Genomic DNA, 22,432 nt, shown 5'->3' with positions numbered 1-22,432 from the left:
GTCCCATGAGCAAGATCCTGATCCGTGGTGCGAAGGTGCTCGGCGGCGAGCCGCAGGACGTGCTGATCGACGGTGCGGTCATCGAGGCCGTCGGTACGGGGCTCTCCGACGAGGGTGCCGAGGTCCTCGAGGCCGGCGGCAAGCTGCTGCTCCCGGGCCTCGTCGACCTGCACACCCATCTGCGCGAGCCCGGCCGCGAGGACTCCGAGACCGTGCTGACCGGCACGCGCGCGGCGGCGAGCGGCGGCTACACGGCCGTCTTCGCCATGGCCAACACCTTCCCGGTCGCCGACACCGCCGGCGTCGTCGAGCAGGTCTACCGGCTCGGCCAGGAGCACGGCTACTGCGACGTGCAGCCCATCGGCGCCGTCACCGTCGACCTGGAGGGCAAGAAGCTCGCCGAACTCGGCGCCATGCACGAGTCGGCCGCCGGGGTCACCGTCTTCTCCGACGACGGCAAGTGCGTCGACGACGCCGTGATCATGCGGCGGGCCCTGGAGTACGTGAAGGCCTTCGGCGGAGTCGTCGCCCAGCACGCGCAGGAGCCGCGGCTGACCGAGGGCGCCCAGATGAACGAGGGCATCGTCTCCGCCGAGCTGGGGCTCGGGGGCTGGCCGGCGGTGGCCGAAGAATCGATCATCGCCCGGGATGTCCTGCTCGCCGAGCACGTCGGCTCCCGGGTGCACATCTGCCACCTGTCGACCGCCGGGTCCGTCGAGATCGTCCGCTGGGCCAAGTCCCGCGGCATCGACGTCACCGCCGAGGTCACCCCGCACCACCTGCTCCTCACCGACGAGCTGGTGCGGTCGTACAACCCGGTCTACAAGGTCAACCCGCCGCTGCGCACCGAACGCGATGTGCTCGCCCTGCGCGAGGCGCTCGCCGACGGCACGATCGACATCGTCGCCACCGACCACGCCCCGCACCCGCACGAGGACAAGGACTGCGAGTGGGCCGCGGCCGCCATGGGGATGGTGGGCCTGGAGACCGCGTTGTCAGTGGTGCAGGAGACCATGGTGGACACCGGGCTCCTCACCTGGGCCGGGGTCGCCGAGCGCATGTCCTTCAAGCCCGCCGAGATCGGGCAGGCGAAGGGGCACGGGCGTCCCGTCTCGGCTGGTGAGCCCGCCAACCTCACGCTCGTCGACACGGAATACCGTGGGTCCGTGGACCCCGCGGGCTTCGCCTCGCGCAGCCGGAACACCCCGTACGAGGGGCGTGAGCTGCCGGGCCGTGTGACGCACACGTGGCTCCGGGGCAAGGCCACGCTCGTCGACGGGAAGCTCACGTGACACCTGCAACTCTGCTCGCAGCCGGACTCGCCGCCGAGAAGAAGTCGGCCGAGGTCACCGACTGGGCCGCCCGCGCCGGCTGGCTCGTCGGACTGGCCCTCTTCGTCGCGCTCGTCTACTGGCTGATGCGCGAGGGCTGGAAGTGGCGCGGCACGCTCCAGGGCGACCTTCCGGAGCTGCCCACCGCGCCGGAAGAGCCCGGCGAGGCGAGACTGACGATGAGCGGCCGCTACCACGGCTCCACCACCGCAGGTCAGTGGCTGGACCGCATCGTGGCGCACGGCCTCGGCACCCGCAGCCGGGTCGAGCTCACGCTGACGGACTCGGGACTGGACGTTGTACGCCCCGGTGCGACCGACTTCTTCGTCCCGGTGGCGCAGCTGCGCGAGGCCCGGCTCGACAAGGGCATCGCCGGCAAGGTCCTGACCGAGGGCGGACTGCTCGTGGTGACCTGGGCGCACGGCGAGCGGCTGATCGACTCCGGCTTCCGCTCCGACCGCGCGGCCGAGCACACCGAGTGGGTCGACGCCATTAACTCCATGATCAACAAGACGGAAACGGAAGGCGCACGATGACGACCTCCACAAGGGGAGCCTCGAAGGTTCCCGCGGTACTCGTCCTGGAGGACGGCCGGATCTTCCGCGGCCGTGCCTACGGGGCCGTGGGGGTGACCTTCGGCGAGGCCGTGTTCTCCACCGGGATGACCGGCTACCAGGAGACCCTCACCGACCCGTCGTACCACCGCCAGGTCGTCGTCATGACCGCCCCGCACGTCGGCAACACCGGCGTCAACGACGAGGACCCGGAGTCCAAGCAGATCTGGGTGGCCGGTTACGTCGTGCGCGACCCCGCGCGCGTGCCGTCCAACTGGCGCTCCCGCCGCTCCCTGGACGAGGAGCTGCGCCACCAGGGTGTCGTCGGCATCTCCGGCATCGACACGCGCGCGTTGACGCGTCATCTGCGCGAGCGCGGCGCCATGCGCGTCGGCATCTTCTCCGGCAACGCGCTGCCCGACGAGGGCACCATGCTCGCCGAGGTGCGCCAGGCCCCCGAGATGAAGGGCGCCGACCTCTCCGCCGAGGTCGCCACCAAGGAGGCGTACGTCGTCCCGGCGATCGGCGAGAAGAAGTTCACCGTCGCCGCCGTCGACCTCGGCATCAAGGGCATGACCCCGCACCGCATGGCCGAGCGCGGCATCGAGGTGCACGTCCTGCCCGCCACCGCGACCGCCGAGGACGTCTACGCCGTGAACCCGGACGGCGTGTTCTTCTCCAACGGCCCGGGCGACCCGGCCACCGCCGACCACCCGGTCTCCGTCATGCAGTCGGTCCTGGAGCGCGGCACCCCGCTCTTCGGCATCTGCTTCGGCAACCAGATCCTGGGCCGCGCCCTGGGCTTCGGCACGTACAAGCTCAAGTACGGCCACCGGGGCATCAACCAGCCGGTGCAGGACCGTACGACCAACAAGGTCGAGGTCACCGCGCACAACCACGGCTTCGCCGTCGACGCCCCGCTCGACAAGGTCTCCGACACCCCCTACGGCCGCGCCGAGGTCTCCCACGTCTGCCTGAACGACAACGTGGTGGAGGGCCTCCAGCTCCTCGACCGCCCGGCCTTCAGCGTCCAGTACCACCCCGAAGCGGCAGCCGGCCCGCACGACGCCGCGTACCTGTTCGACCGCTTCGTATCCCTGATGGAGGGCCAGCGTGCCTAAGCGCACCGATATCCAGTCCGTCCTGGTCATCGGCTCCGGCCCGATCGTCATCGGCCAGGCCGCCGAGTTCGACTACTCCGGCACCCAGGCGTGCCGCATCCTGCGCGCCGAGGGCCTCAGGGTCGTCCTTGTGAACTCCAACCCGGCGACGATCATGACCGACCCGGAGATCGCCGACGCCACGTACGTCGAGCCGATCACCCCGGAGTTCGTCGAGAAGATCATCGCCAAGGAGCGCCCCGACGCACTCCTGCCCACCCTGGGCGGCCAGACGGCCCTCAACACGGCCATCTCGCTGCACGAGGCGGGCACCCTCGAGAAGTACGGCGTCGAGCTGATCGGCGCCAACGTCGAGGCCATCAACAAGGGCGAGGACCGCGACCTCTTCAAGGAGGTCGTCGAGGCCGTCCGCCGGAAGATCGGGCACGGAGAGTCCGCCCGCTCGGTCATCTGCCACTCCATGGAGGACGTCCTCGCGGGCGTCGAGACGCTCGGCGGCTACCCGGTCGTCGTGCGCCCCTCCTTCACCATGGGTGGCGCCGGCTCCGGCTTCGCGCACGACGAGGAGGAGCTGCGCCGCATCGCGGGCCAGGGCCTCACGCTCTCGCCGACCACCGAGGTGCTCCTGGAGGAGTCCATCCTCGGCTGGAAGGAGTACGAGCTGGAGCTGATGCGCGACAAGCACGACAACGTCGTGGTCGTCTGCTCCATCGAGAACTTCGACCCCATGGGCGTGCACACCGGCGACTCGATCACCGTCGCGCCCGCGATGACACTGACCGACCGCGAGTACCAGATCCTGCGCGACATCGGCATCGCCGTGATCCGTGAGGTCGGCGTCGACACCGGCGGCTGCAACATCCAGTTCGCGGTGAACCCCGAGGACGGTCGCGTGATCGTCATCGAGATGAACCCGCGCGTGTCGCGCTCCTCGGCCCTCGCCTCCAAGGCGACCGGCTTCCCGATCGCCAAGATCGCCGCCAAGCTCGCCGTCGGCTACACCCTCGACGAGATCCCGAACGACATCACCCAGGAGACCCCGGCCTCCTTCGAGCCGACGCTCGACTACGTGGTCGTCAAGGCCCCGCGCTTCGCCTTCGAGAAGTTCCCGCAGGCCGACTCCACGCTGACCACCACCATGAAGTCGGTCGGCGAGGCCATGGCCATCGGCCGCAACTTCACCGAGGCCTTCCAGAAGGCGCTGCGCTCGCTGGAGAAGAAGGGCAGCCAGTTCACGTTCGTCGGCGAGCCCGGCGACAAGGCTCTCCTCCTCGAAGAGGCCGTGCGCCCGACCGACGGCCGTATCAACACGGTCATGCAGGCCATCCGCGCGGGCGCCTCCCAGGAGGAGGTCTTCGAGTACACGAAGATCGACCCCTGGTTCGTCGACCAGCTCTTCCTGATCAAGGAGATCGCCGACGAGCTCGCCGAGGCCCCGGAGCTGACCAAGGACTTGATCGCCGAGGCCAAGCGCCACGGCTTCTCCGACCAGCAGATCGGCGAGATCCGCGGCCTGCGCGAGGACGTCGTCCGCGAGGTCCGGCACGCGCTGGGCATCCGGCCGGTGTACAAGACGGTCGACACCTGCGCCGCCGAGTTCGCCGCGAAGACGCCGTACTTCTACTCCTCCTACGACGAGGAGACCGAGGTCGCGCAGCGCGAGAAGCCCGCGGTCATCATCCTGGGCTCCGGCCCCAACCGCATCGGCCAGGGCATCGAGTTCGACTACTCGTGCGTGCACGCGTCCTTCGCGCTGAGCGAGGCCGGGTACGAGACCGTGATGGTCAACTGCAACCCGGAGACCGTCTCCACGGACTACGACACCTCCGACCGCCTGTACTTCGAGCCGCTGACCCTCGAGGACGTGCTGGAGATCGTCCACGCGGAGCAGCAGGCAGGCCCCGTCGCGGGTGTCGTCGTCCAGCTGGGCGGCCAGACCCCGCTGGGCCTCTCGCAGGCGCTCAAGGACAACGGCGTCCCGATCGTGGGCACTTCACCGGAGGCCATCCACGCCGCCGAGGACCGCGGCGCCTTCGGGCGCGTGCTCGCCGAGGCCGGCCTCCCGGCCCCCAAGCACGGCACCGCCACCACCTTCGCCGAGGCCAAGGCCATCGCCGACGAGATCGGCTACCCGGTCCTCGTCCGGCCGTCGTACGTCCTCGGCGGACGCGGCATGGAGATCGTCTACGACGAGACCCGGCTGTCGTCCTACATCGCCGAGTCGACCGAGATCAGCCCCTCCCGGCCGGTCCTGGTCGACCGCTTCCTCGACGACGCCATCGAGATCGACGTCGACGCGCTCTACGACGGCGAGGAGCTCTACCTCGGCGGCGTCATGGAGCACATCGAGGAGGCCGGCATCCACTCCGGCGACTCGGCGTGCGCCCTGCCGCCGATCACGCTGGGCGGCTTCGACATCAAGCGCCTGCGGGCCTCGACGGAGGCCATCGCCAAGGGTGTCGGCGTCCGCGGCCTGATCAACATCCAGTTCGCGATGGCCGGCGACATCCTCTACGTCCTCGAAGCCAACCCGCGTGCGTCCCGCACCGTCCCCTTCACCTCGAAGGCGACCGCGGTACCGCTGGCCAAGGCCGCCGCCCGGATCTCCCTGGGCGCGACCATCGCCGAACTGCGCGCGGAGGGCCTGCTTCCGGCGAACGGCGACGGTGGCGAGCTCCCGCTCGACGCGCCGATCTCCGTCAAGGAGGCCGTCATGCCGTGGTCGCGCTTCCGCGACATCCACGGCCGCGGCGTCGACACCGTCCTCGGCCCGGAGATGCGCTCCACCGGCGAGGTCATGGGCATCGACTCCGTCTTCGGCACGGCGTACGCCAAGTCGCAGGCCGGCGCCTACGGCCCGCTGCCCACCAAGGGCCGTGCGTTCATCTCGGTCGCCAACCGGGACAAGCGCTCGATGATCTTCCCGGCGCGCGAGCTGGTCGCCCACGGCTTCGAGCTGCTCGCCACCTCCGGCACCGCGGAGGTCCTCAAGCGCAACGGCATCAACGCCACCGTCGTGCGCAAGCAGTCCGAGGGCACCGGTCCGAACGGCGAGAAGACCATCGTCCAGCTCATCCACGACGGCGAGGTCGACCTCATCGTCAACACCCCGTACGGCACCGGCGGCCGCCTCGACGGCTACGAGATCCGTACGGCGGCCGTGGCGCGGTCGGTCCCGTGCCTGACGACGGTCCAGGCGCTCGCCGCAGCCGTCCAGGGCATCGACGCCCTCAACCACGGTGACGTGGGGGTCCGTTCGCTCCAGGAACACGCGGAACACCTGACCGCGGCCCGCGACTAGCAGCCCTGAGGGGGACACCGGAAACGGTGTCCCCCTCTTCGTGAGGTCACCTGAGACTTCAAGAGGACACTCGATGTACAAGATCTTTTTCAAGCTGGTCTTCAAACGGATGGACCCGGAGCAGGCGCACTACCTCGCCTTCCGCTGGATCCGCCTCGCCGTCCGCACCCCCGTGCTGCGCACCTTCGTCGCCGCCGCGCTCGCGCCCCGCTACGAGGAACTGCGCACCGAGGCCTTCGGGCTGCGCATGCACGGCCCCTTCGGGCTCGCCGCCGGCTTCGACAAGAACGCGGTCGCGATCGACGGGATGTCGATGCTCGGCTTCGACCACGTCGAGATCGGCACGGTGACCGGGGAGGCACAGCCCGGCAACCCCAAGAAGCGGCTGTTCCGCCTCGTGAAGGACCGAGCGCTCATCAACCGCATGGGCTTCAACAACGAGGGCTCGCTGGCCGTGGCGGCCCGCCTGGCGTCCCGTGAGCCGGTCTTCAGGACCGTTGTGGGCGTCAACATCGGCAAGACCAAGGTCGTCCCCGAGGACGAGGCCGCCGCGGACTACGTGAAGTCGGCCGAGCGGCTGGCGCCGTACGCCGACTACCTGGTCGTGAACGTCTCGTCCCCGAACACGCCCGGCCTGCGCAACCTCCAGGCCACGGAGGCGCTGCGCCCGCTGCTGAGCGCGGTCCGCGAGGCCGCCGACCGCATCGTCGCCAACCGTCACGTCCCGCTCCTGGTCAAGATCGCGCCGGACCTCGCCGACGAGGACGTCGACGCCGTCGCCGACCTGGCCGTCGAGCTGGGCCTGGACGGGATCATCGCCACCAACACCACCATCGCGCGCGAGGGACTCGGTTTGAAATCCGAACCCTCCCTCGTCAAGGAGACCGGCGGCCTGTCCGGCGCACCCCTCAAGTCCCGCTCCCTGGAGGTGCTGCGTCGCCTCTACGCGCGCGTGGGCGACCGCATCACCCTGGTGGGCGTCGGCGGCATCGAGAACGCCGAGGACGCCTGGCAGCGCATCCTCGCCGGCGCCACGCTCGTACAGGGCTACAGCGCGTTCATCTACGAGGGGCCCTTCTGGGGCCGCGCCATCCACAAGGGGCTCGCCGCCCGCCTGCGTACGAGCCCGTACGCCACCCTCGCCGACGCGGTCGGCGCCGACGTGAGGAAGAACGGATGACTGTCCTCGAACCCTTCGGTGCACGCCTCCGACGGGCCATGGACGAGCGCGGCCCGCTGTGCGTCGGCATCGACCCGCACGCGTCGCTGCTGACCGAGTGGGGCCTGAACGACGACGTGGCAGGACTGGAGCGGTTCAGCCGCACGGTCGTCGAGGCGATGGCCGACCGGGTCGCCGTCCTGAAGCCGCAGAGCGCGTTCTTCGAGCGGTTCGGGTCGCGCGGCGTCGCCGTCCTGGAGAAGTCGGTCGAGGAGGCGCGGGCGGCCGGTGCGCTGGTCGTGATGGACGCCAAGCGCGGCGACATCGGCTCGACCATGGCCGGATACGCCGAGGCCTTCCTGCGCAAGGACTCCCCGCTGTTCTCGGACGCCCTGACCGTCTCACCGTATCTCGGCTACGGGTCGCTCTCGCCGGCGATCGCGCTGGCCCGGGAGAACGGCACGGGCCTGTTCGTGCTCGCGCTGACCTCCAACCCGGAGGGCGGCGAGGTCCAGCACGCCGTCCGTGCGGACGGCAGGAACGTCGGAGAGACGATGCTGGCCCACCTCGCCGTGGAGAACGAGGGGGAGGAGCCCCTGGGCTCCTTCGGAGCCGTCGTCGGCGCCACCCTCGGCGACCTGTCCTCGTACGACCTCGACATCAACGGCCCGCTCCTGGCCCCGGGCGTCGGCGCCCAGGGGGCGACCCCGGCGGACCTTCCCGGGGTCTTCGGGGCCGCGGTGCGCAACGTCGTCCCGAACGTCAGCCGGGGTGTGCTGCGGCAGGGGCCCGACGTCGGTGCGCTGCGAGCCTCCGCGGACCGTTTCGCCGAGGAGATCCGGACCGCGCTGGCGGCCGTATGACGCTTCTGTGACGACCGTAGAAGACTTCCGCGACGACCGTATGCGGCTTTCGCGACGGTCATCGCGGGCGTTCGAGCAGCTCGCACGAGACCTCCGATGAGTGGTCCGAGGCCCGCTTGAGGCTGAATACATCCTCAAATCCAGGGCATTATGTCCTAAATGTCCGACCTGACGGAGGCTGACCAGGACTTTTCCGCTGTTCTCGCTGACTCTGGCGGACTTGGCCGCTAGTCTCCGACGAGAGTCAACGGGCAAGCGTGTTGCTCGTGGCTCCCCAGGTGTGGGGCGACTAGGTTCCTCACCGGTCCGTATCCGACAGTTCGACATCCGAGGTGACGTAGGCGTGGCTCTTCCGCCCCTTACCCCTGAACAGCGCGCAGCCGCGCTCGAAAAGGCCGCCGCGGCTCGCCGGGAGCGGGCCGAGGTCAAGAATCGACTCAAGCACTCCGGCGCCTCCCTGCACGAGGTCATCAAGCAGGGCCAGGAGAACGACGTCATCGGCAAGATGAAGGTCTCCGCCCTGCTCGAGTCCCTGCCGGGCGTGGGCAAGGTCCGCGCCAAGCAGATCATGGAGCGACTCGGCATCTCCGAGAGCCGTCGTGTGCGCGGCCTCGGTTCCAACCAGATCGCTTCCCTGGAGCGTGAGTTCGGCAGCACCGGCTCCTGATCCGGGCAGTCCGGACCGGGAGTCCCGGGCACTCCGGGATTGCTGGAATAATCGCTGCATGAGTGAACGTCCGCGGCTGACCGTGCTCTCCGGCCCCTCCGGGGTCGGCAAGAGCACGGTCGTCGCCCATATGCGCAAGGAACACCCCGAGGTCTGGCTCTCGGTGTCGGCGACGACCCGCAAGCCCCGCCCCGGCGAGAAGCATGGAGTCCACTACTTCTTCGTCACCGACGAGGAGATGGACAAGCTGATCGCCAACGGCGAGCTGCTGGAGTGGGCCGAGTTCGCCGGCAACCGCTACGGCACACCGCGTGCGGCCGTGCTGGAGCGCCTGGAGGCGGGTGAACCCGTCCTGCTGGAGATCGACCTCCAGGGGGCGCGGCAGGTCCGCGAGTCCATGGCGGAGGCCCAGCTGGTGTTCCTGGCTCCTCCCTCCTGGGAGGAGCTCGTGCGCAGGCTCACCGGGCGGGGCACCGAGCCGCCCGAGGTGATCGAGCGCCGCCTCGAAGCGGCGAAGATCGAGCTGGCGGCAGAGCCGGAGTTCGACGTGACCTTGGTCAACACCTCCGTCGAGGACGTGGCGCGCGAGCTGCTAGCCTTGATGGACGTAGTGTGATCACGATCTGTGATCATGACGATCTTTTCCCATCCATCGGAAGGTAGAGCGTGTCCTCTTCCATCTCCGCGCCCGAGGGCATCATCAACCCGCCGATCGACGAGCTCCTCGAGGCCACCGACTCGAAGTACAGCCTCGTGATCTACGCGGCCAAGCGTGCCCGTCAGATCAACGCGTACTACTCGCAGCTCGGCGAGGGCCTCCTCGAGTACGTCGGTCCGCTCGTCGACACCCACGTCCACGAGAAGCCGCTCTCGATCGCCCTCCGCGAGATCAACGCGGGTCTGCTGACGTCCGAGGCCGTTGAGGGCCCCGCGCAGTAGTATTTTCAGTTTGCAGTTGGCTTTTCCACAGGCCCGGCAGCGCGACTGTCGGGCCTGTGGTGTGTGATGGATGCGTGCGCCGAGAGCCGCGGCGTACGGGTGTCGAGTGCGGGGAGGCCCGGTGGACAAGCCGAAGGTCGTGCTGGGGGTCAGCGGTGGCATCGCCGCGTACAAGGCCTGTGAGCTGCTGCGCAGACTGACCGAGTCGGGGCATGACGTCCGCGTGGTCCCGACGGCCTCCGCGCTGCATTTCGTCGGAGCCGCAACCTGGTCCGCCCTCTCCGGCAACCCGGTCTCCACGGAGGTCTGGGACGACGTCCAGGAGGTCCCGCACGTCCGCATCGGGCAGCACGCCGACCTGGTGGTCGTAGCGCCGGCCACCGCGGACATCCTGGCGAAGGCCGCCCACGGACTGGCGGACGACCTCCTGACCAACACCCTCCTCACCGCCCGCTGTCCGGTCGTCTTCGCGCCCGCCATGCACACCGAGATGTGGGAGCACCCGGCCACCCAGGAGAACGTGGCGACGCTACGGAGCCGGGGTGCCGTCGTCATCGAGCCCGCCGTCGGCCGTCTCACCGGCGTCGACACCGGCAAGGGCCGTCTGCCCGACCCGACGGAGATCTACGGCATCTGCCGCCGTGTGCTGTCCCGGGGCGTCACCGAGCCCGACCTCGCGGGCCGGCACGTCGTCGTCAGCGCCGGCGGCACCCGCGAGCCGCTCGACCCGGTCCGCTTCCTCGGCAACCGCTCCTCCGGCAAGCAGGGTTACGCCCTCGCTCGCACCGCGGCCGCCCGCGGGGCCCGCGTCACGCTCATCGCCGCGAACACCGGCCTGCCCGACCCGGCGGGCGTGGACGTCGTCCAGGTCGGCACTGCCGTGCAGCTGCGCGAGGCGGTCCTCAAGGCGGCCCCGGACGCCGACGCCGTCGTCATGGCGGCCGCCGTCGCGGACTTCCGCCCCGAGACGTACGCCGCCGGAAAGATCAAGAAGAAGGACGGGCAGGACCCGGACCCCATCGTGCTGGTGCGGAATCCGGACATCCTCGCGGAGATCTCGGCAGAGCGCGCCCGCCCCGGGCAGGTGATCGTCGGCTTCGCCGCCGAGACCGACGACGTCCTGGCCAACGGCCGCACCAAGCTGGAGCGCAAGGGCTGCGACCTGCTCGTGGTGAACGAGGTGGGGGAGCGCAAGACCTTCGGCTCCGAGGAGAACGAGGCGGTGGTGCTGGGCGCCGACGGCAGCGAGACGCCCATCCACCGAGGCCCGAAGGAGCATTTGGCCGAAACCGTCTGGGACCTGGTGGCGGAGCGCCTCACCTGAATGTTTCATTCGCTTCTCAGTCCCCTCAAACCTCTGCCACAGAGGTGTGGCGGCCCTGGTCAAGGCCGCCGGGGATTGGGCAGAATGCCCGTGCCGCAGGTCACAGCGCTCCCGAGAGGCGAGACAGGGGGGCCGGTGGCAGAGTGCGACCGATAAACTGTTCTCGGACGACGCCGGGCGCAGCCCCCGAGCCCGTCCGCCAATGATCAGCCAGCAGCCGCTGCAACCCCAGGGAGCGTTGTGTCCCGTCGCCTGTTCACCTCGGAGTCCGTGACCGAGGGTCACCCCGACAAGATCGCTGACCAGATCAGCGACACCATTCTCGACGCGCTTCTGCGCGAGGACCCGACCTCCAGGGTCGCGGTCGAGACCCTGATCACCACCGGCCTGGTGCACGTGGCCGGAGAGGTCACCACCAAGACCTACGCGGACATCGCGACGCTCGTCCGCAACAAGATCCTCGAGATCGGCTACGACTCCTCGAAGAAGGGCTTCGACGGCGCCTCCTGCGGCGTCTCGGTGTCCATCGGCGCGCAGTCCCCGGACATCGCGCAGGGCGTCGACACGGCGTACGAGTCGCGGGTCGAGGGCGACGAGGACGAGCTGGACCGCCAGGGCGCGGGCGACCAGGGCCTGATGTTCGGTTACGCGACCGACGAGACGCCCACCCTCATGCCGCTGCCGATCTTCCTGGCGCACCGCCTGTCGAAGCGCCTCTCGGAGGTCCGCAAGAACGGCACCATCCCCTACCTGCGCCCGGACGGCAAGACGCAGGTCACCATCGAGTACGACGGCGACAAGGCCGTCCGCCTCGACACCGTGGTCGTCTCCTCGCAGCACGCGAGCGACATCGACCTGGACTCGCTGCTCGCCCCCGACATCCGCGAGTTCGTCGTCGAGCCGGAGCTGAAGGCGCTCCTGGACGAGGGCATCAAGATCGACACGGAGAACTACCGTCTCCTGGTCAACCCGACCGGCCGCTTCGAGATCGGCGGCCCGATGGGCGACGCCGGCCTCACCGGCCGCAAGATCATCATCGACACGTACGGCGGCATGGCCCGCCACGGCGGCGGCGCCTTCTCCGGCAAGGACCCCTCCAAGGTGGACCGTTCGGCGGCGTACGCGATGCGCTGGGTCGCCAAGAACGTCGTCGCCGCCGGTCTGGCCTCCCGCTGCGAGGTCCAGGTCGCGTACGCGATCGGCAAGGCCGAGCCCGTGGGTCTCTTCGTCGAGACCTTCGGTACCGCCAAGGTCGACACCGAGAAGATCGAGAAGGCCATCGACGAGGTCTTCGACCTCCGCCCGGCCGCGATCATCCGCGACCTCGACCTGCTCCGCCCGATCTATGCCCAGACCGCGGCGTACGGCCACTTCGGCCGCGAGCTGCCGGAGTTCACCTGGGAGAAGACGGACCGCGTGGACGCACTGCGGAAGGCTGTGGGGCTGTAAGTCGCGCGTTGCCCTGCGAGGCCCGGTTCCCTTCGGGGGGCCGGGCCTCGGCGTTGAGGAACCCGGTCTTGGTGTTGGGGGCCGGTTACTGGCGGGCGTCGGTTGTCAGTGGCGTTTGGTAAGAATGCAAGCGTGAGCAGCGAGAACGGGCAGTCGGGTGGCGGGGCCGAGGGGGCGCCGCCCGAGCAGCTTGCGCTGATCCGGGAGAGTGTGCGCAAGGCCGAGGTGCCGCGGGCCAAGCCGCGGACCTGGCGGGGGGCCGCGCTGGCCAAGGAGTTGCCTGTGGCGCGGGTGCTGGTCGACAAGGGCGTGCTGCATCTTGACCGGTACTTCGACTATGCGGTGCCGGAAGAGATGGATGCCGATGCCCAGCCCGGGGTGCGGGTGCGGGTGCGGTTCGGGGCCGGGCGGCATCGGGTGCGGGAGGGGCGGCGTGAGGGCGGCGGGCTGATCGACGGGTTTCTCGTCGAGCGGCTTGCGGAGTCCGACTACTCCGGGCCGTTGGCCGCGCTGGCTCAGGTCGTCTCGCCCGAGCCGGTGCTGAGCGAGGAGTTGCTGGGGCTGGCCCGGGCCGTGGCCGATCGGTATGCGGGCAGTCTGGCCGATGTGCTGCAGCTTGCCGTGCCGCCGCGCAGTGCACGGGCCGAGCAGCGGCCCTCGCCCGAGCCGCTCCCGGCGCCCGGGGCGCCGGAAATGGGGTCCTGGGTGCGGTACGAGCGCGGGGGCGCGTTTCTGGAGTCGCTGGCGTCGGGAGGTGCGCCGCGTGCCGTGTGGAACGCGCTGCCCGGGCCCGAGTGGAGCGAGGAGCTCGCGCGGGCCGTCGTGGCGACGCTGGCCTCCGGACGTGGCGCACTGGTCGTCCTGCCCGACGGGCGGGCGGTCGCGCGGGTCGACGCCGCGCTGACCGCGTTGCTGGGGGACGGGCGGCATGCCGTGCTCACCGCCGACGCCGGGCCCGAGAAGCGGTATCGCGAGTGGCTCGCGGTGCGGCGGGGGGCCGTGCGGGCGGTCGTCGGGACGCGGGCCGCCATGTTCGCACCCGTCCAGGATCTCGGGCTGCTCGCCATCTGGGACGACGGGGACGACAGCCACAGCGAGCAGCACGCGCCGCAGCCGCATGCGCGTGAGGTGCTGTTGTTGCGGGCGGCCCAGGACAAGTGCGGCTTCCTGCTGGGCAGTTGGAGCTGCACGGTGGAGGCGGCTCAGCTGGTCGAGAGCGGTTGGGCGAGGCCGCTCGTCGCCGGGCGGGAGCAGGTGCGGGGGGCCGCACCGCTCGTACGGACCGTCGGGGACCAGGACCTTGCGCGCGACGAGGCCGCGCGGGCCGCCCGGCTGCCCACGCTCGCCTGGCAGGCCGTCAGGGAGGGGCTGCGGCATGGGCCGGTGCTCGTGCAGGTGCCCCGGCGGGGATACGTCCCGCGGATGGCATGCGCCAACTGCCGGGCGCCCGCGCGGTGTCGGCACTGCTCAGGGCCGCTGGAGGCGCAGGAGTCGGAGACGGCCCTGCGGTGCGGGTGGTGCGGGCGGGACGAGGCCGGCTGGCACTGCCAGGAGTGCGGTGGGTTCCGGTTGCGGGCCCAGGTGGTGGGGGCGCGGCGCACCGCCGAGGAGTTGGGGCGGGCGTTTCCCGCTGTTCCGGTGCGGACGTCCGGGCGCGAGCACGTGCTCGACACCGTGCCCGGCGCGCCCGCGCTGGTCGTGAGCACACCGGGAGCCGAGCCGGTGGCCGAGGGCGGGTATGCGGCCGCGCTGCTGCTGGACGGCTGGGCGATGCTCGGGCGGCCCGATCTGCGTGCCGGCGAGGACGCGCTCAGGCGGTGGATCGCGGCCGCCGCGCTGGTGCGTCCGCAGGGAGCCGGGGGCACGGTGGTCGTCGTGGCCGAGCCGACGTTGCGGCCCGTGCAGTCGCTGGTGCGCTGGGATCCCGTAGGACACGCGGTGCGGGAGCTCGCCGAGCGGGCCGAGCTGGGCTTTCCGCCGGTGTCGCGGATGGCGGCCGTGTCCGGTACGGCGGAGGCGGTCGCCGAGTTCCTGCGTACGGTCGAGATGCCGCGGGAGGCCCAGGTGTTGGGGCCGGTGCCGTTGCCGGTCACGGCGGCGGGGCGGCCGCGGCGGGTGGGGGCGCCGCCGCCGGGGGAGCACTGGGAGCGGGCGCTCGTCCGGGTGCCGCCGGGGAGCGGGGCCGCACTGGCATCGGCGCTGAAGGCTGCGCAGGCGGCGAGGATGGCGCGGGGGGCCGGGGAGGCCGTGGTTCGGGTGCGGATCGATCCGCCCGACATCGGCTGAGGTCGCCCGGCACGAGGTGAGGAGCGGCTCGACCCGCAAGCAGGCCCCGAGCTGCGTCTGCCCTCCCGGGTGCGTGCCGGGAGGGCAGGAGGGGGGAAGGTGGCTCAGCCGTTGCGGGGGCCGGGGAATGCCGTTGGCCTGACCTCGTCGCGGAGGGCGGGGCTGCCCGCCGTCGGCTGGGTCGGCATCGAACGGGCCGCGGGAACCGTCGGCACCGTGGGGATGCCGGTGTTCACGCTGACGGTCCGGGGTCCCGTCGGCTCGGCGGTCCGCTCGGTCTCGGCCGCCGCCTGTGCCGCGGCACGGCGGGCGCCGTAACGGCGGTGGACCGCCTGCTTGGTGACCCCCAGCGCGGAACCCACCGCGTCCCACGAGAAGCCGAGGGAACGGTCGAAGTCGACCGCGGCCGTGACCAGGGTCTCGACGCTGTCGCGCAACTCCTGGGCGAGACGGACCGTCGGCGCGGGAGCGCGTCCGTAGACGACGAAGCCCGTGGAGGGGCCGGAGCGGCGCGGGCGGTAGACATTGCCCAACTGGGCGGTGAGCGTGCGCAGTGCGTCCACCTGCCGGCGGACCCGCTCGATGTCCCGCACCAGCAAGTGCAGGCTGGCCCGAGCCTGGGCGTCGTGGGTTGCGTGGTCGGCCATGAACAAGCCTCTCGAACCGGCGTTGAAAAGGACAGGGCCGCGCGATTGCGGCCCGTTGTGGTCAACTCTTTCTTGACCAACGCGGGAGCCGTCCGCGGGTCACGCAGTGGGGGCGTGTGGGCATATGCGTACGCCCCCGGGAGGGGGTGTGTGCGCCGTCGGCGGCTTTCCCCTCGTCGCGAGAACTCGCCGCACAGCCTTGGTCATAGACTTGTGTGTCGCCCGCAACCCCCTGCCCGAGAGGCCCGTACCCACCCATGAAGCTCGTCTTCGCCGGGACCCCCGAGGTCGCCGTTCCCGCTCTGGACGCTCTCATCGCCTCCGGGCGGCACGAGGTGGCCGCCGTCGTCACGCGGCCCGACGCGCCGGCCGGGCGGGGGCGCAGGCTGGTCGCGTCGCCCGTGGCGCAGCGGGCGGAGGAGGCCGGGATCGAGGTGCTGAAGCCGGTCAGGCCGCGGGATTCGGAGTTCCTGGAGCGGCTGCGGGAGATCGGGCCCGACTGCTGTCCCGTCGTCGCCTACGGCGCGCTGCTGCCGCGCGTCGCCCTCGACGTCCCCGCCCACGGCTGGGTCAACCTGCACTTCTCGCTGCTGCCCGCCTGGCGGGGTGCCGCGCCCGTGCAGCACTCGATCATGGCCGGGGACGAGATCACGGGCGCCTCCACCTTCCTCATCGAGGAAGGGCTCGACTCCGGGCCCGTGTACGGGACGGTCACGGAGGAGATCCGGGCCACCGACACCAGCGGCGACCTGCTGACCCGCCTCGCCTTCGCCGGCGCCGGGCTGCTCGCCGCGACCATGGACGGCATCGAGGACGGCACGTTGAAGGCCGTACCGCAGCCGGGCGAAGGCATCACGCTCGCTCCGAAGATCACCGTCGAGGACGCCCAGGTGGAGTGGTCCACCCCGGCCCTGCGGGTCGACCGGGTCGTGCGCGGCTGCACCCCTGCTCCCGGTGCCTGGACCACTTTCCGCGGCGAGCGGCTCAAGCTGATCCAGGTCGCGCCCGTGCCGGAGCGGACCGACCTCACGCCGGGGCAGCTCGCCGTCGGCAAGAACAGCGTTCATGTCGGGACCGGTTCGTACGCCGTCGAGCTGCTGTGGGTGCAGGCCCAGGGCAAGAAGCCGATGCGGGCGGCGGACTGGGCGCGCGGTGTGCGCATCGCGGACGGCGAGACGCTCGGCGGGTAGCAACAGGGAGTTGCCCGGCGGGTAGCGGGGGGACGAGCGGGACGTACCCTTGGGGCGTATCCAAAACAAACATCCGGAGCACCTTTTTCGTGAGCGACACCTCCCGTGGGCCCCGCAAGCCCGGCAAGCCCTACCGTCGGCCCAAGAAGGACCCCGTCCGCATCCTCGCCTTCGAGGCGCTGAGGGCCGTGGACGAGCGGGACGCGTACGCCAATCTCGTGTTGCCGCCCCTGCTGCGCAAGGCGCGGGAGAGGGGCGACTTCGACGGGCGGGACGCGGCGCTCGCGACCGAGCTGGTGTACGGGACGCTGCGGCGGCAGGGGACGTACGACGCCGTCATCGCCGCCTGTGTCGACCGGCCGTTGCGGGAAGTCGATCCGCCGGTGCTGGACGTGCTCAGCCTCGGGGTGCATCAGCTGCTCGGCACGCGGATTCCGACGCATGCCGCGGTGTCGGCCTCCGTCGAGCTCGCCCGGGTCGTGCTCGGTGACGGGCGGGCCAAGTTCGTCAACGCCGTGCTGCGGAAGGTCGCGCAGGACGGCCTCGACACCTGGATCGAGCGGGTCGCGCCGCCGTACGACGAGGATCCCGAGGACCATCTCGCCGTCGTGCACTCGCATCCGCGGTGGGTCGTCTCCGCGCTGTGGGACTCGCTCGGCGGCGGCCGGGCCGGCATCGAGGAGCTGCTGGCGGCCGACAACGAGCGGCCCGAGGTCACCCTGGTCGCGCGCCCCGGGCGGGCCACCGCCGAGGAACTGCTCGGCGAGGAGGCCGCGGTGGCCGGGCGCTGGTCGCCGTACGCCGTGCGGCTGACCGAGGGCGGGGAGCCCGGTGCCATCCAGGCCGTGCGGGAGGGGCGTGCGGGCGTACAGGACGAGGGCAGTCAGCTCGTGGCGCTTGCGCTGGCCAATGCGCCCCTCGACGGGACCGACGCGAAGTGGCTCGACGGATGTGCCGGGCCCGGTGGCAAGGCCGCGCTGCTGGCCGCGCTGGCAGCCGAGCGGGGCGCCGTACTGCTCGCCTCCGAGAAGCAGCCGCACCGGGCCGGGCTGGTCGCCAAGGCGCTGCACGGCAATCCCGGGCCCTACCAGGTCATCGCCGCCGACGGGACCCGGCCGCCGTGGCGGCCCGGCTCCTTCGACCGCGTGCTGATGGACGTGCCCTGCACCGGGCTCGGCGCCCTGCGGCGGCGGCCCGAGGCGCGCTGGCGGCGCCGTCCCGAGGACCTGGAGGGGTTCGCGCCGCTCCAGCGCGACCTGCTCCGCTCGGCCCTGGAGGCCGTACGGGTCGGCGGTGTCGTCGGCTACGCGACCTGCTCGCCGCATCTCGCCGAGACCCGGGCCGTCGTCAACGACCTGCTCAAGCAGCACCCCGAGGCCGAACTGATCGACGCGCGTCCCCTCCTGCCGGGCGTGCCGGACCTCGGCGACGGCCCCGACGTACAGCTGTGGCCGCATCTGCACGGGACCGACGCCATGTACCTGGCCCTCATTCGGAGGACTGGCTGACCTTCGCGCCGACCGCCTCGGGGGTGCGGGTCTCCCCGTCCTCGTGCGCCAGACGGTGCGGCCACCACACCTTCTTCCCCACGTCGAGGAAGAGCGAGGTGACCAGCACGGAGCGGACGACGAAGGTGTCCAGCAGGACGCCGAGCGCGACCGCGAAGCCGATCTCGGCGAACCCCACCATGGGCAGCGTGCCCAGGGCGGCGAACGTCCCCGCGAGGACCAGGCCGGCCGAGGTGATCACCGCGCCGGTCGCGGCCAGGCCCGTGACCACGCCGGGGCGGGTGCCCTGACGGTTGGCCTCCTCATGGATACGAGTGGTCAGGAAGATGTTGTAGTCGATGCCCAGCGCGACCAGGAACACGAAGACGAACAGCGGGAAGGCCACGTCCTCGCCCGCGTAGTCGAAGACGTACCGGAAGGCCAGGGCGCTCAGGCCCAGTGCCGTGGCCAGCGACAGTATGACCGTCCCGATCAGCAGCAGCGGGGCCACCAGGGCGCGCAGCAGTATGCCGAGCACCAGCAGGACGACGGCCAGCACCAGGGGGATGACCAGGTAGTTGTCGTGGGTCTGGGCGTTCTCCATGTCCAGCAGGGCGGCCGTGCCGCCGCCCACCTGGGCGTCGGCGCCGGGCACGGCGTGCACCGCGTCGCGGACCCGCTCCACGGTCGCCTTGGCCGCGTCGCTGTCGGCCGGGGCGCGCATGGTCGCCTCGAACAGCACCTGCCCGTTGTGCTCGGGCGCGGTGCCGGGCGGTACGCCGATGCTCCGCGGGACGACCCCGCGGTCCGCGGCGACGGCCCGGCCCACCTGCTCGGCCTGCGTCTTGTTGGAGACGATGACGAGCGGATCGCCGGTGCCCCGCCGGGAAGTAGCGTGCGGAGACCTTCTGGCCGGTGATCGAGTCCGGGGTGTTGGTGAAGGCGTCCGCGTTGGCGATTCCCGCCGCGCGCAGCTGGAACAGGCCGAGAGACAGTGCGATGAGCACCGCCGCCGTGATGCTCCAGACCATGCGTGGACGGTGGGCGATGGCGCGGCCCATGCGGGCCCAGACGCCGCGCTCGGTCGGATCGGGCGAGCCGTGGTGCGGGATCGCCGGCCAGAAGATCCAGCGGCCGAAGATCAGCAGCAGGGCCGGGAAGAGCGTGAGCATGGCCAGCAGCGCGATCGTGACACCGATGGCTGCCACGGGGCCGAGGCCCCGGGTCGAGTTCATCTCGGCGACCAGCAGGACCAGCATGCTCAGGACGACCGTCGCACCGGATGCCATGACCGCCGGCCCGGCCCGGTTCATGGCCAGCTCCATCGCCTCGTGCCGGCTCGTGTGGCGGCGCAGCTCCTCCCGGTAGCGGGCCACCAGCAGCAGCGCGTAGTCGGTGCCCGCGCCGAAGACGAGCACCGTCAGGATGCCCGCGCTCTGGCCGTTGACGGTCAGACCGGCGTGTTTCGCGAGCAGATAGATCAGCGCCTGCGCCGTGAACAGGGCCGCCACCACGCCGATCAGCGGCACGAACAGCAGGGTCGGACTGCGGAACGTGAGCAGCAGCATCACGATCACGACGGCCATCGCGGAGAACAGCAGCGTCGAGTCGATGCCCTCGAAGGCCTTGGAGAAGTCGGCTGACGTGCCGCCCGGCCCGGTGATGTGCACGGCGAGTCCGTCGCCGCCCTTGCCCGTCTGGTCGTGGATCGAGTCGACCGCGGGCGCGATGCGCTGCCAGCCCTGCGCGTCCATGGTGATCGGCACGTAGATCTGGGCGGCCCGCGGTGCCGTCTGCCGCTCGTAGACGGGCCCTCGGGTCTCCGCGCCGCGGATGCCGTGGTCGTGCAGCGCCTTGATCTGGCGGGCGTCCTCGGCGATCTGCAGCCGGTCCTGGACGGTCAGCCCGCTCGCGCGTGCGTAGCCGACGACCGCCGGGATCTGCTCGGGCCTGAAGTGCTCCGAAGTATCGAGGACTTGGGTGGATTCCGCGGAGCCGGGCAGCCAGGACTGGGCGTCGTTGTCCTGGGCGTCGTTGAGTTTCATCCCGAACGGCGCCGCGATCACCAGGACCACCAGCCACAGGATCACGATCAGCCACTTCGAGCGCCGTCCACACACGAACCGGATGGCGTTCCGCTTCCAGACGTCGAGTTGCCTCATGGCGACCCCCGTGGACGTACGTGGTGCCGGTCGGCGGCCCAGCATGGCACGCGTCGTCCGCCGACAACATCCGATGAACGGCTTAGGTCTGGACCGGCGCGAACAAACGTGCCCGGACATGGCAGGCTTGGGTCATGGCCGTGCAGATCAACCCCAGCATCCTGTCCGCCGACTTCGCCCGCCTCGCGGACGAGGCGAAGGCGGTCGAAGGAGCCGACTGGCTCCACGTAGACGTCATGGACAACCATTTCGTCCCGAACCTCACGCTCGGTGTGCCGGTCGTAGAGTCCCTGGCCCGTGCGACGGACACCCCGCTGGACTGCCATCTGATGATCGAGGCCCCTGATCGCTGGGCCCCGCAGTACGTCGAAGCGGGGGCCGGATCCGTCACCTTCCACGTCGAGGCGGCCACCGCTCCGGTGCGACTCGCCCGGGAGATCCGGGCCAAGGGTGCACGCGCCTCCATGGCGCTTCGGCCCGCGACGCCCATCGAGCCGTACGAGGACCTGCTCCCCGAGCTCGACATGCTGCTGATCATGACGGTCGAGCCGGGCTTCGGCGGGCAGGCGTTCCTCGACATCATGCTCCCGAAGATTCGCCGCACCCGCGAGTTGATCAGCAAGCACGGTCTCGAGCTGTGGCTTCAGGTCGACGGCGGAGTTTCCGCCTCCACCATCGAGCGCTGCGCGGAGGCCGGCGCGGACGTCTTCGTCGCGGGTTCGGCGGTGTACAACGCCGGCGACCCGGCCGAGGCGGTACGTGCACTGCGCAACCAGGCGGAGGCGGTGACCGCGAAGGCGTCCTGGGCATGCGACCACTGAGCCACAGGTACGTGAACGGAGCCCATCGGGGCGGATCAACTGCGCCGGATCTGCAAGGATGAACGGCGAATCCAGAGTGTGAACAGCAGTGAGGAGATCGCCGTGTCGGGTATGTCGGCGGGCCGGTCAGCAGTGCGGATGGGACCCGCTGAGCTGGTGCAGGCGGCGGCCATGGCCCGCCGCTTCTACCTCGAGGGCAAGTCCAAGATCCAGATCGCGGAGGAGTTCGGCGTCAGCCGCTTCAAGGTGGCCCGGGTCCTGGAGACGGCTCTCGAACGGGATCTCGTACGCATCGAGATCCGCGTCCCGGCCGAGCTGGACGCCGAGCGCTCGGACGCGCTGCGCGCCCGCTACGGCCTCAGGCACGCCGTCGTGGTCGAGTCCCCGGCCGAGGCCGAGGACTCGCCCGACCCCGAGAACCTCGGTGAGGTGGCCGCCGACCTGCTCGGCGAACTCGTCAACGAGGGCGACGTGCTCGGTCTCGCCTGGGGCCGCTCCACCATCCACATGGCCGCTGCCCTGGACCGGCTGCCGCCGTGCACGGTGGTGCAGCTGACGGGCGTGTACGACGCCGGGACCGCCGAGCGCGGCTCCGTCGAGGCCGTGCGCCGGGCCGCGCAGGTGTCCGGCGGCGACGCGCACCCCATCTATGCGCCGATGCTGCTGCCGGACGCGGCGACCGCGGCGGCGCTGCGCAATCAGACCGGGATCGCCCGGGCCTTCGAGTACTTCGACAAGGTCACGGTCGCCTGCGTCTCCATCGGTTCCTGGGAGCCCGGCATCTCCACGGTGCACGACATGCTCAGTGACGAGGAGCGCGCGCACTACGCCTCGCTCGGCGTCGCCGCCGAGATGTCCGCGCACCTCTTCAACTCCGAGGGGCGCCGGGTCGGCCGGGACCTCGGCGAGCGGTGCATCACCGTCAAGGCGGACCAGCTCCGCCGTATCCCCGAGGTCGTCGCGATCGCGGGCGGGGCGCGCAAGGCGTCCGCGATCGACGCGGTGCTGCGCTCGGGGCTCGTCACCAGCCTGGTGACGGACACGTCGGCGGCGGACGTGCTGATGACGGCGGGTCAGACACCGAAGCCCGCGCTCAACAGGGCGGACCCGGACGGGCCCTGACCCAGAGGG

The 22,432-nt window shown here is 71.0% G+C and carries 17 protein-coding genes and 1 pseudogene; 16 read left to right on the top strand and 2 right to left on the bottom strand.

The features are described 5' to 3' along the window. The first annotated feature begins 5 nt into the window (after window positions 1-5). From ABZ880_RS09425 to ABZ880_RS09370, 12 genes are all read left to right on the top strand, one after another. A complete protein-coding gene (locus ABZ880_RS09425; protein ID WP_361259466.1) occupies window positions 6-1,292 on the top strand; it encodes a dihydroorotase in 1,287 nt (428 codons plus the stop codon). Beyond that, window positions 1,289-1,867, top strand: a complete 579-nt coding sequence (locus ABZ880_RS09420) for a hypothetical protein (protein ID WP_361259463.1) — start codon at window positions 1,289-1,291, stop codon at window positions 1,865-1,867. The genes ABZ880_RS09425 and ABZ880_RS09420 overlap by 4 nt, the downstream gene beginning before the upstream one ends. Then, window positions 1,864-3,006 (top strand): glutamine-hydrolyzing carbamoyl-phosphate synthase small subunit, encoded by a 1,143-nt coding sequence (carA, locus tag ABZ880_RS09415; RefSeq protein ID WP_361259460.1) that lies wholly within the window; start codon window positions 1,864-1,866, stop codon window positions 3,004-3,006. Before ABZ880_RS09420 ends, carA begins: the two co-directional genes overlap by 4 nt. Beyond that, window positions 2,999-6,307 (top strand): carbamoyl-phosphate synthase large subunit, encoded by a 3,309-nt coding sequence (gene carB, locus ABZ880_RS09410; RefSeq protein ID WP_361259457.1) that lies wholly within the window; start codon window positions 2,999-3,001, stop codon window positions 6,305-6,307. Before carA ends, carB begins: the two co-directional genes overlap by 8 nt. Window positions 6,308-6,380: 73 nt before the next feature. After that, window positions 6,381-7,487, top strand: a complete 1,107-nt coding sequence (locus ABZ880_RS09405; RefSeq protein WP_361259453.1) for a quinone-dependent dihydroorotate dehydrogenase — start codon at window positions 6,381-6,383, stop codon at window positions 7,485-7,487. After that, window positions 7,484-8,329: an orotidine-5'-phosphate decarboxylase gene (gene pyrF / locus ABZ880_RS09400; RefSeq protein ID WP_361259450.1), complete on the top strand. Its 846-nt coding sequence runs from the start codon at window positions 7,484-7,486 to the stop codon at window positions 8,327-8,329. Before ABZ880_RS09405 ends, pyrF begins: the two co-directional genes overlap by 4 nt. 343 nt (window positions 8,330-8,672) lie before the next feature. Beyond that, on the top strand, window positions 8,673-8,996 hold the full coding sequence (locus ABZ880_RS09395; RefSeq protein ID WP_003977346.1) for an integration host factor: 324 nt from the start codon (window positions 8,673-8,675) through the stop codon (window positions 8,994-8,996). 58 nt (window positions 8,997-9,054) lie between these two features. Continuing rightward, on the top strand, window positions 9,055-9,612 hold the full coding sequence (gmk, locus tag ABZ880_RS09390) for a guanylate kinase (RefSeq protein ID WP_361259447.1): 558 nt from the start codon (window positions 9,055-9,057) through the stop codon (window positions 9,610-9,612). Between the two features lie 50 nt (window positions 9,613-9,662). Continuing rightward, window positions 9,663-9,935 (top strand): DNA-directed RNA polymerase subunit omega, encoded by a 273-nt coding sequence (gene rpoZ / locus ABZ880_RS09385; RefSeq protein WP_003988945.1) that lies wholly within the window; start codon window positions 9,663-9,665, stop codon window positions 9,933-9,935. A 121-nt stretch (window positions 9,936-10,056) separates the two neighbouring features. After that, window positions 10,057-11,259, top strand: coding sequence for a bifunctional phosphopantothenoylcysteine decarboxylase/phosphopantothenate--cysteine ligase CoaBC (gene coaBC / locus ABZ880_RS09380; protein ID WP_361259445.1), 1,203 nt, complete (start codon window positions 10,057-10,059; stop codon window positions 11,257-11,259). 240 nt (window positions 11,260-11,499) lie between these two features. After that, complete coding sequence (gene metK / locus ABZ880_RS09375) at window positions 11,500-12,708, top strand: methionine adenosyltransferase (protein WP_361259442.1); 1,209 nt, start codon at window positions 11,500-11,502, stop codon at window positions 12,706-12,708. Window positions 12,709-12,840: 132 nt separating this feature from the next. Beyond that, window positions 12,841-14,994, top strand: coding sequence for a primosomal protein N' (locus tag ABZ880_RS09370; protein WP_361259439.1), 2,154 nt, complete (start codon window positions 12,841-12,843; stop codon window positions 14,992-14,994). A gap of 104 nt (window positions 14,995-15,098) precedes the next feature. On the opposite strand, the gene ABZ880_RS09365 is transcribed toward ABZ880_RS09370, so the two are convergent. Continuing rightward, window positions 15,099-15,641 carry a hypothetical protein gene (locus ABZ880_RS09365; RefSeq protein WP_361259436.1) on the bottom strand — a complete coding sequence of 181 codons (543 nt, stop codon included), beginning with the start codon at window positions 15,639-15,641 and terminating at the stop codon, window positions 15,099-15,101. A 257-nt stretch (window positions 15,642-15,898) separates the two neighbouring features. Here ABZ880_RS09365 and fmt point away from each other — a divergent pair, with 257 nt between their 5' ends. After that, window positions 15,899-16,831, top strand: a complete 933-nt coding sequence (fmt, locus tag ABZ880_RS09360) for a methionyl-tRNA formyltransferase (protein ID WP_361259432.1) — start codon at window positions 15,899-15,901, stop codon at window positions 16,829-16,831. 89 nt (window positions 16,832-16,920) lie between these two features. Then, the gene (locus ABZ880_RS09355) at window positions 16,921-18,339 is read left to right on the top strand and encodes a transcription antitermination factor NusB (protein WP_361259429.1); all 1,419 of its coding nucleotides are present in this window, start codon (window positions 16,921-16,923) and stop codon (window positions 18,337-18,339) included. Here ABZ880_RS09355 and ABZ880_RS09350 read toward each other — a convergent pair. Continuing rightward, window positions 18,320-20,480, bottom strand: a pseudogene (locus ABZ880_RS09350) (MMPL family transporter). The gene ABZ880_RS09355 and the pseudogene ABZ880_RS09350 sit on opposite strands and share 20 nt — an antisense overlap. A gap of 134 nt (window positions 20,481-20,614) precedes the next feature. On the opposite strand from ABZ880_RS09350, the gene rpe reads away from it, so the two are divergent. Further along, entirely contained in the window at window positions 20,615-21,301 is a 687-nt protein-coding gene (gene rpe / locus ABZ880_RS09345; protein WP_361259426.1) for a ribulose-phosphate 3-epimerase, read from the top strand. 78 nt (window positions 21,302-21,379) lie between these two features. Then, the gene (locus ABZ880_RS09340) at window positions 21,380-22,423 is read left to right on the top strand and encodes a sugar-binding domain-containing protein (protein ID WP_361259423.1); all 1,044 of its coding nucleotides are present in this window, start codon (window positions 21,380-21,382) and stop codon (window positions 22,421-22,423) included. The last annotated feature ends 9 nt before the right edge of the window (window positions 22,424-22,432 follow it).

Source organism: Streptomyces sp. NPDC047043 (assembly GCF_040644055.1).
Classification (GTDB): domain Bacteria; phylum Actinomycetota; class Actinomycetes; order Streptomycetales; family Streptomycetaceae; genus Streptomyces.
Note: the sequence above shows the minus strand (reverse complement) of the source record. Positions and strands in the feature narration are given on the sequence as shown.

Coding starts and splice junctions, on each gene's coding strand:
- fmt (WP_361259432.1), top strand. CDS start 15,899: ATGAAGCTCGTCTTCGCCGGGACCCCCGAGGTCGCCGTTCCCGCTCTG.
- ABZ880_RS09365 (WP_361259436.1), bottom strand. CDS start 15,641: ATGGCCGACCACGCAACCCACGACGCCCAGGCTCGGGCCAGCCTGCAC.
- gmk (WP_361259447.1), top strand. CDS start 9,055: ATGAGTGAACGTCCGCGGCTGACCGTGCTCTCCGGCCCCTCCGGGGTC.
- pyrF (WP_361259450.1), top strand. CDS start 7,484: ATGACTGTCCTCGAACCCTTCGGTGCACGCCTCCGACGGGCCATGGAC.
- ABZ880_RS09425 (WP_361259466.1), top strand. CDS start 6: ATGAGCAAGATCCTGATCCGTGGTGCGAAGGTGCTCGGCGGCGAGCCG.
- carA (WP_361259460.1), top strand. CDS start 1,864: ATGACGACCTCCACAAGGGGAGCCTCGAAGGTTCCCGCGGTACTCGTC.
- ABZ880_RS09405 (WP_361259453.1), top strand. CDS start 6,381: ATGTACAAGATCTTTTTCAAGCTGGTCTTCAAACGGATGGACCCGGAG.
- rpe (WP_361259426.1), top strand. CDS start 20,615: ATGGCCGTGCAGATCAACCCCAGCATCCTGTCCGCCGACTTCGCCCGC.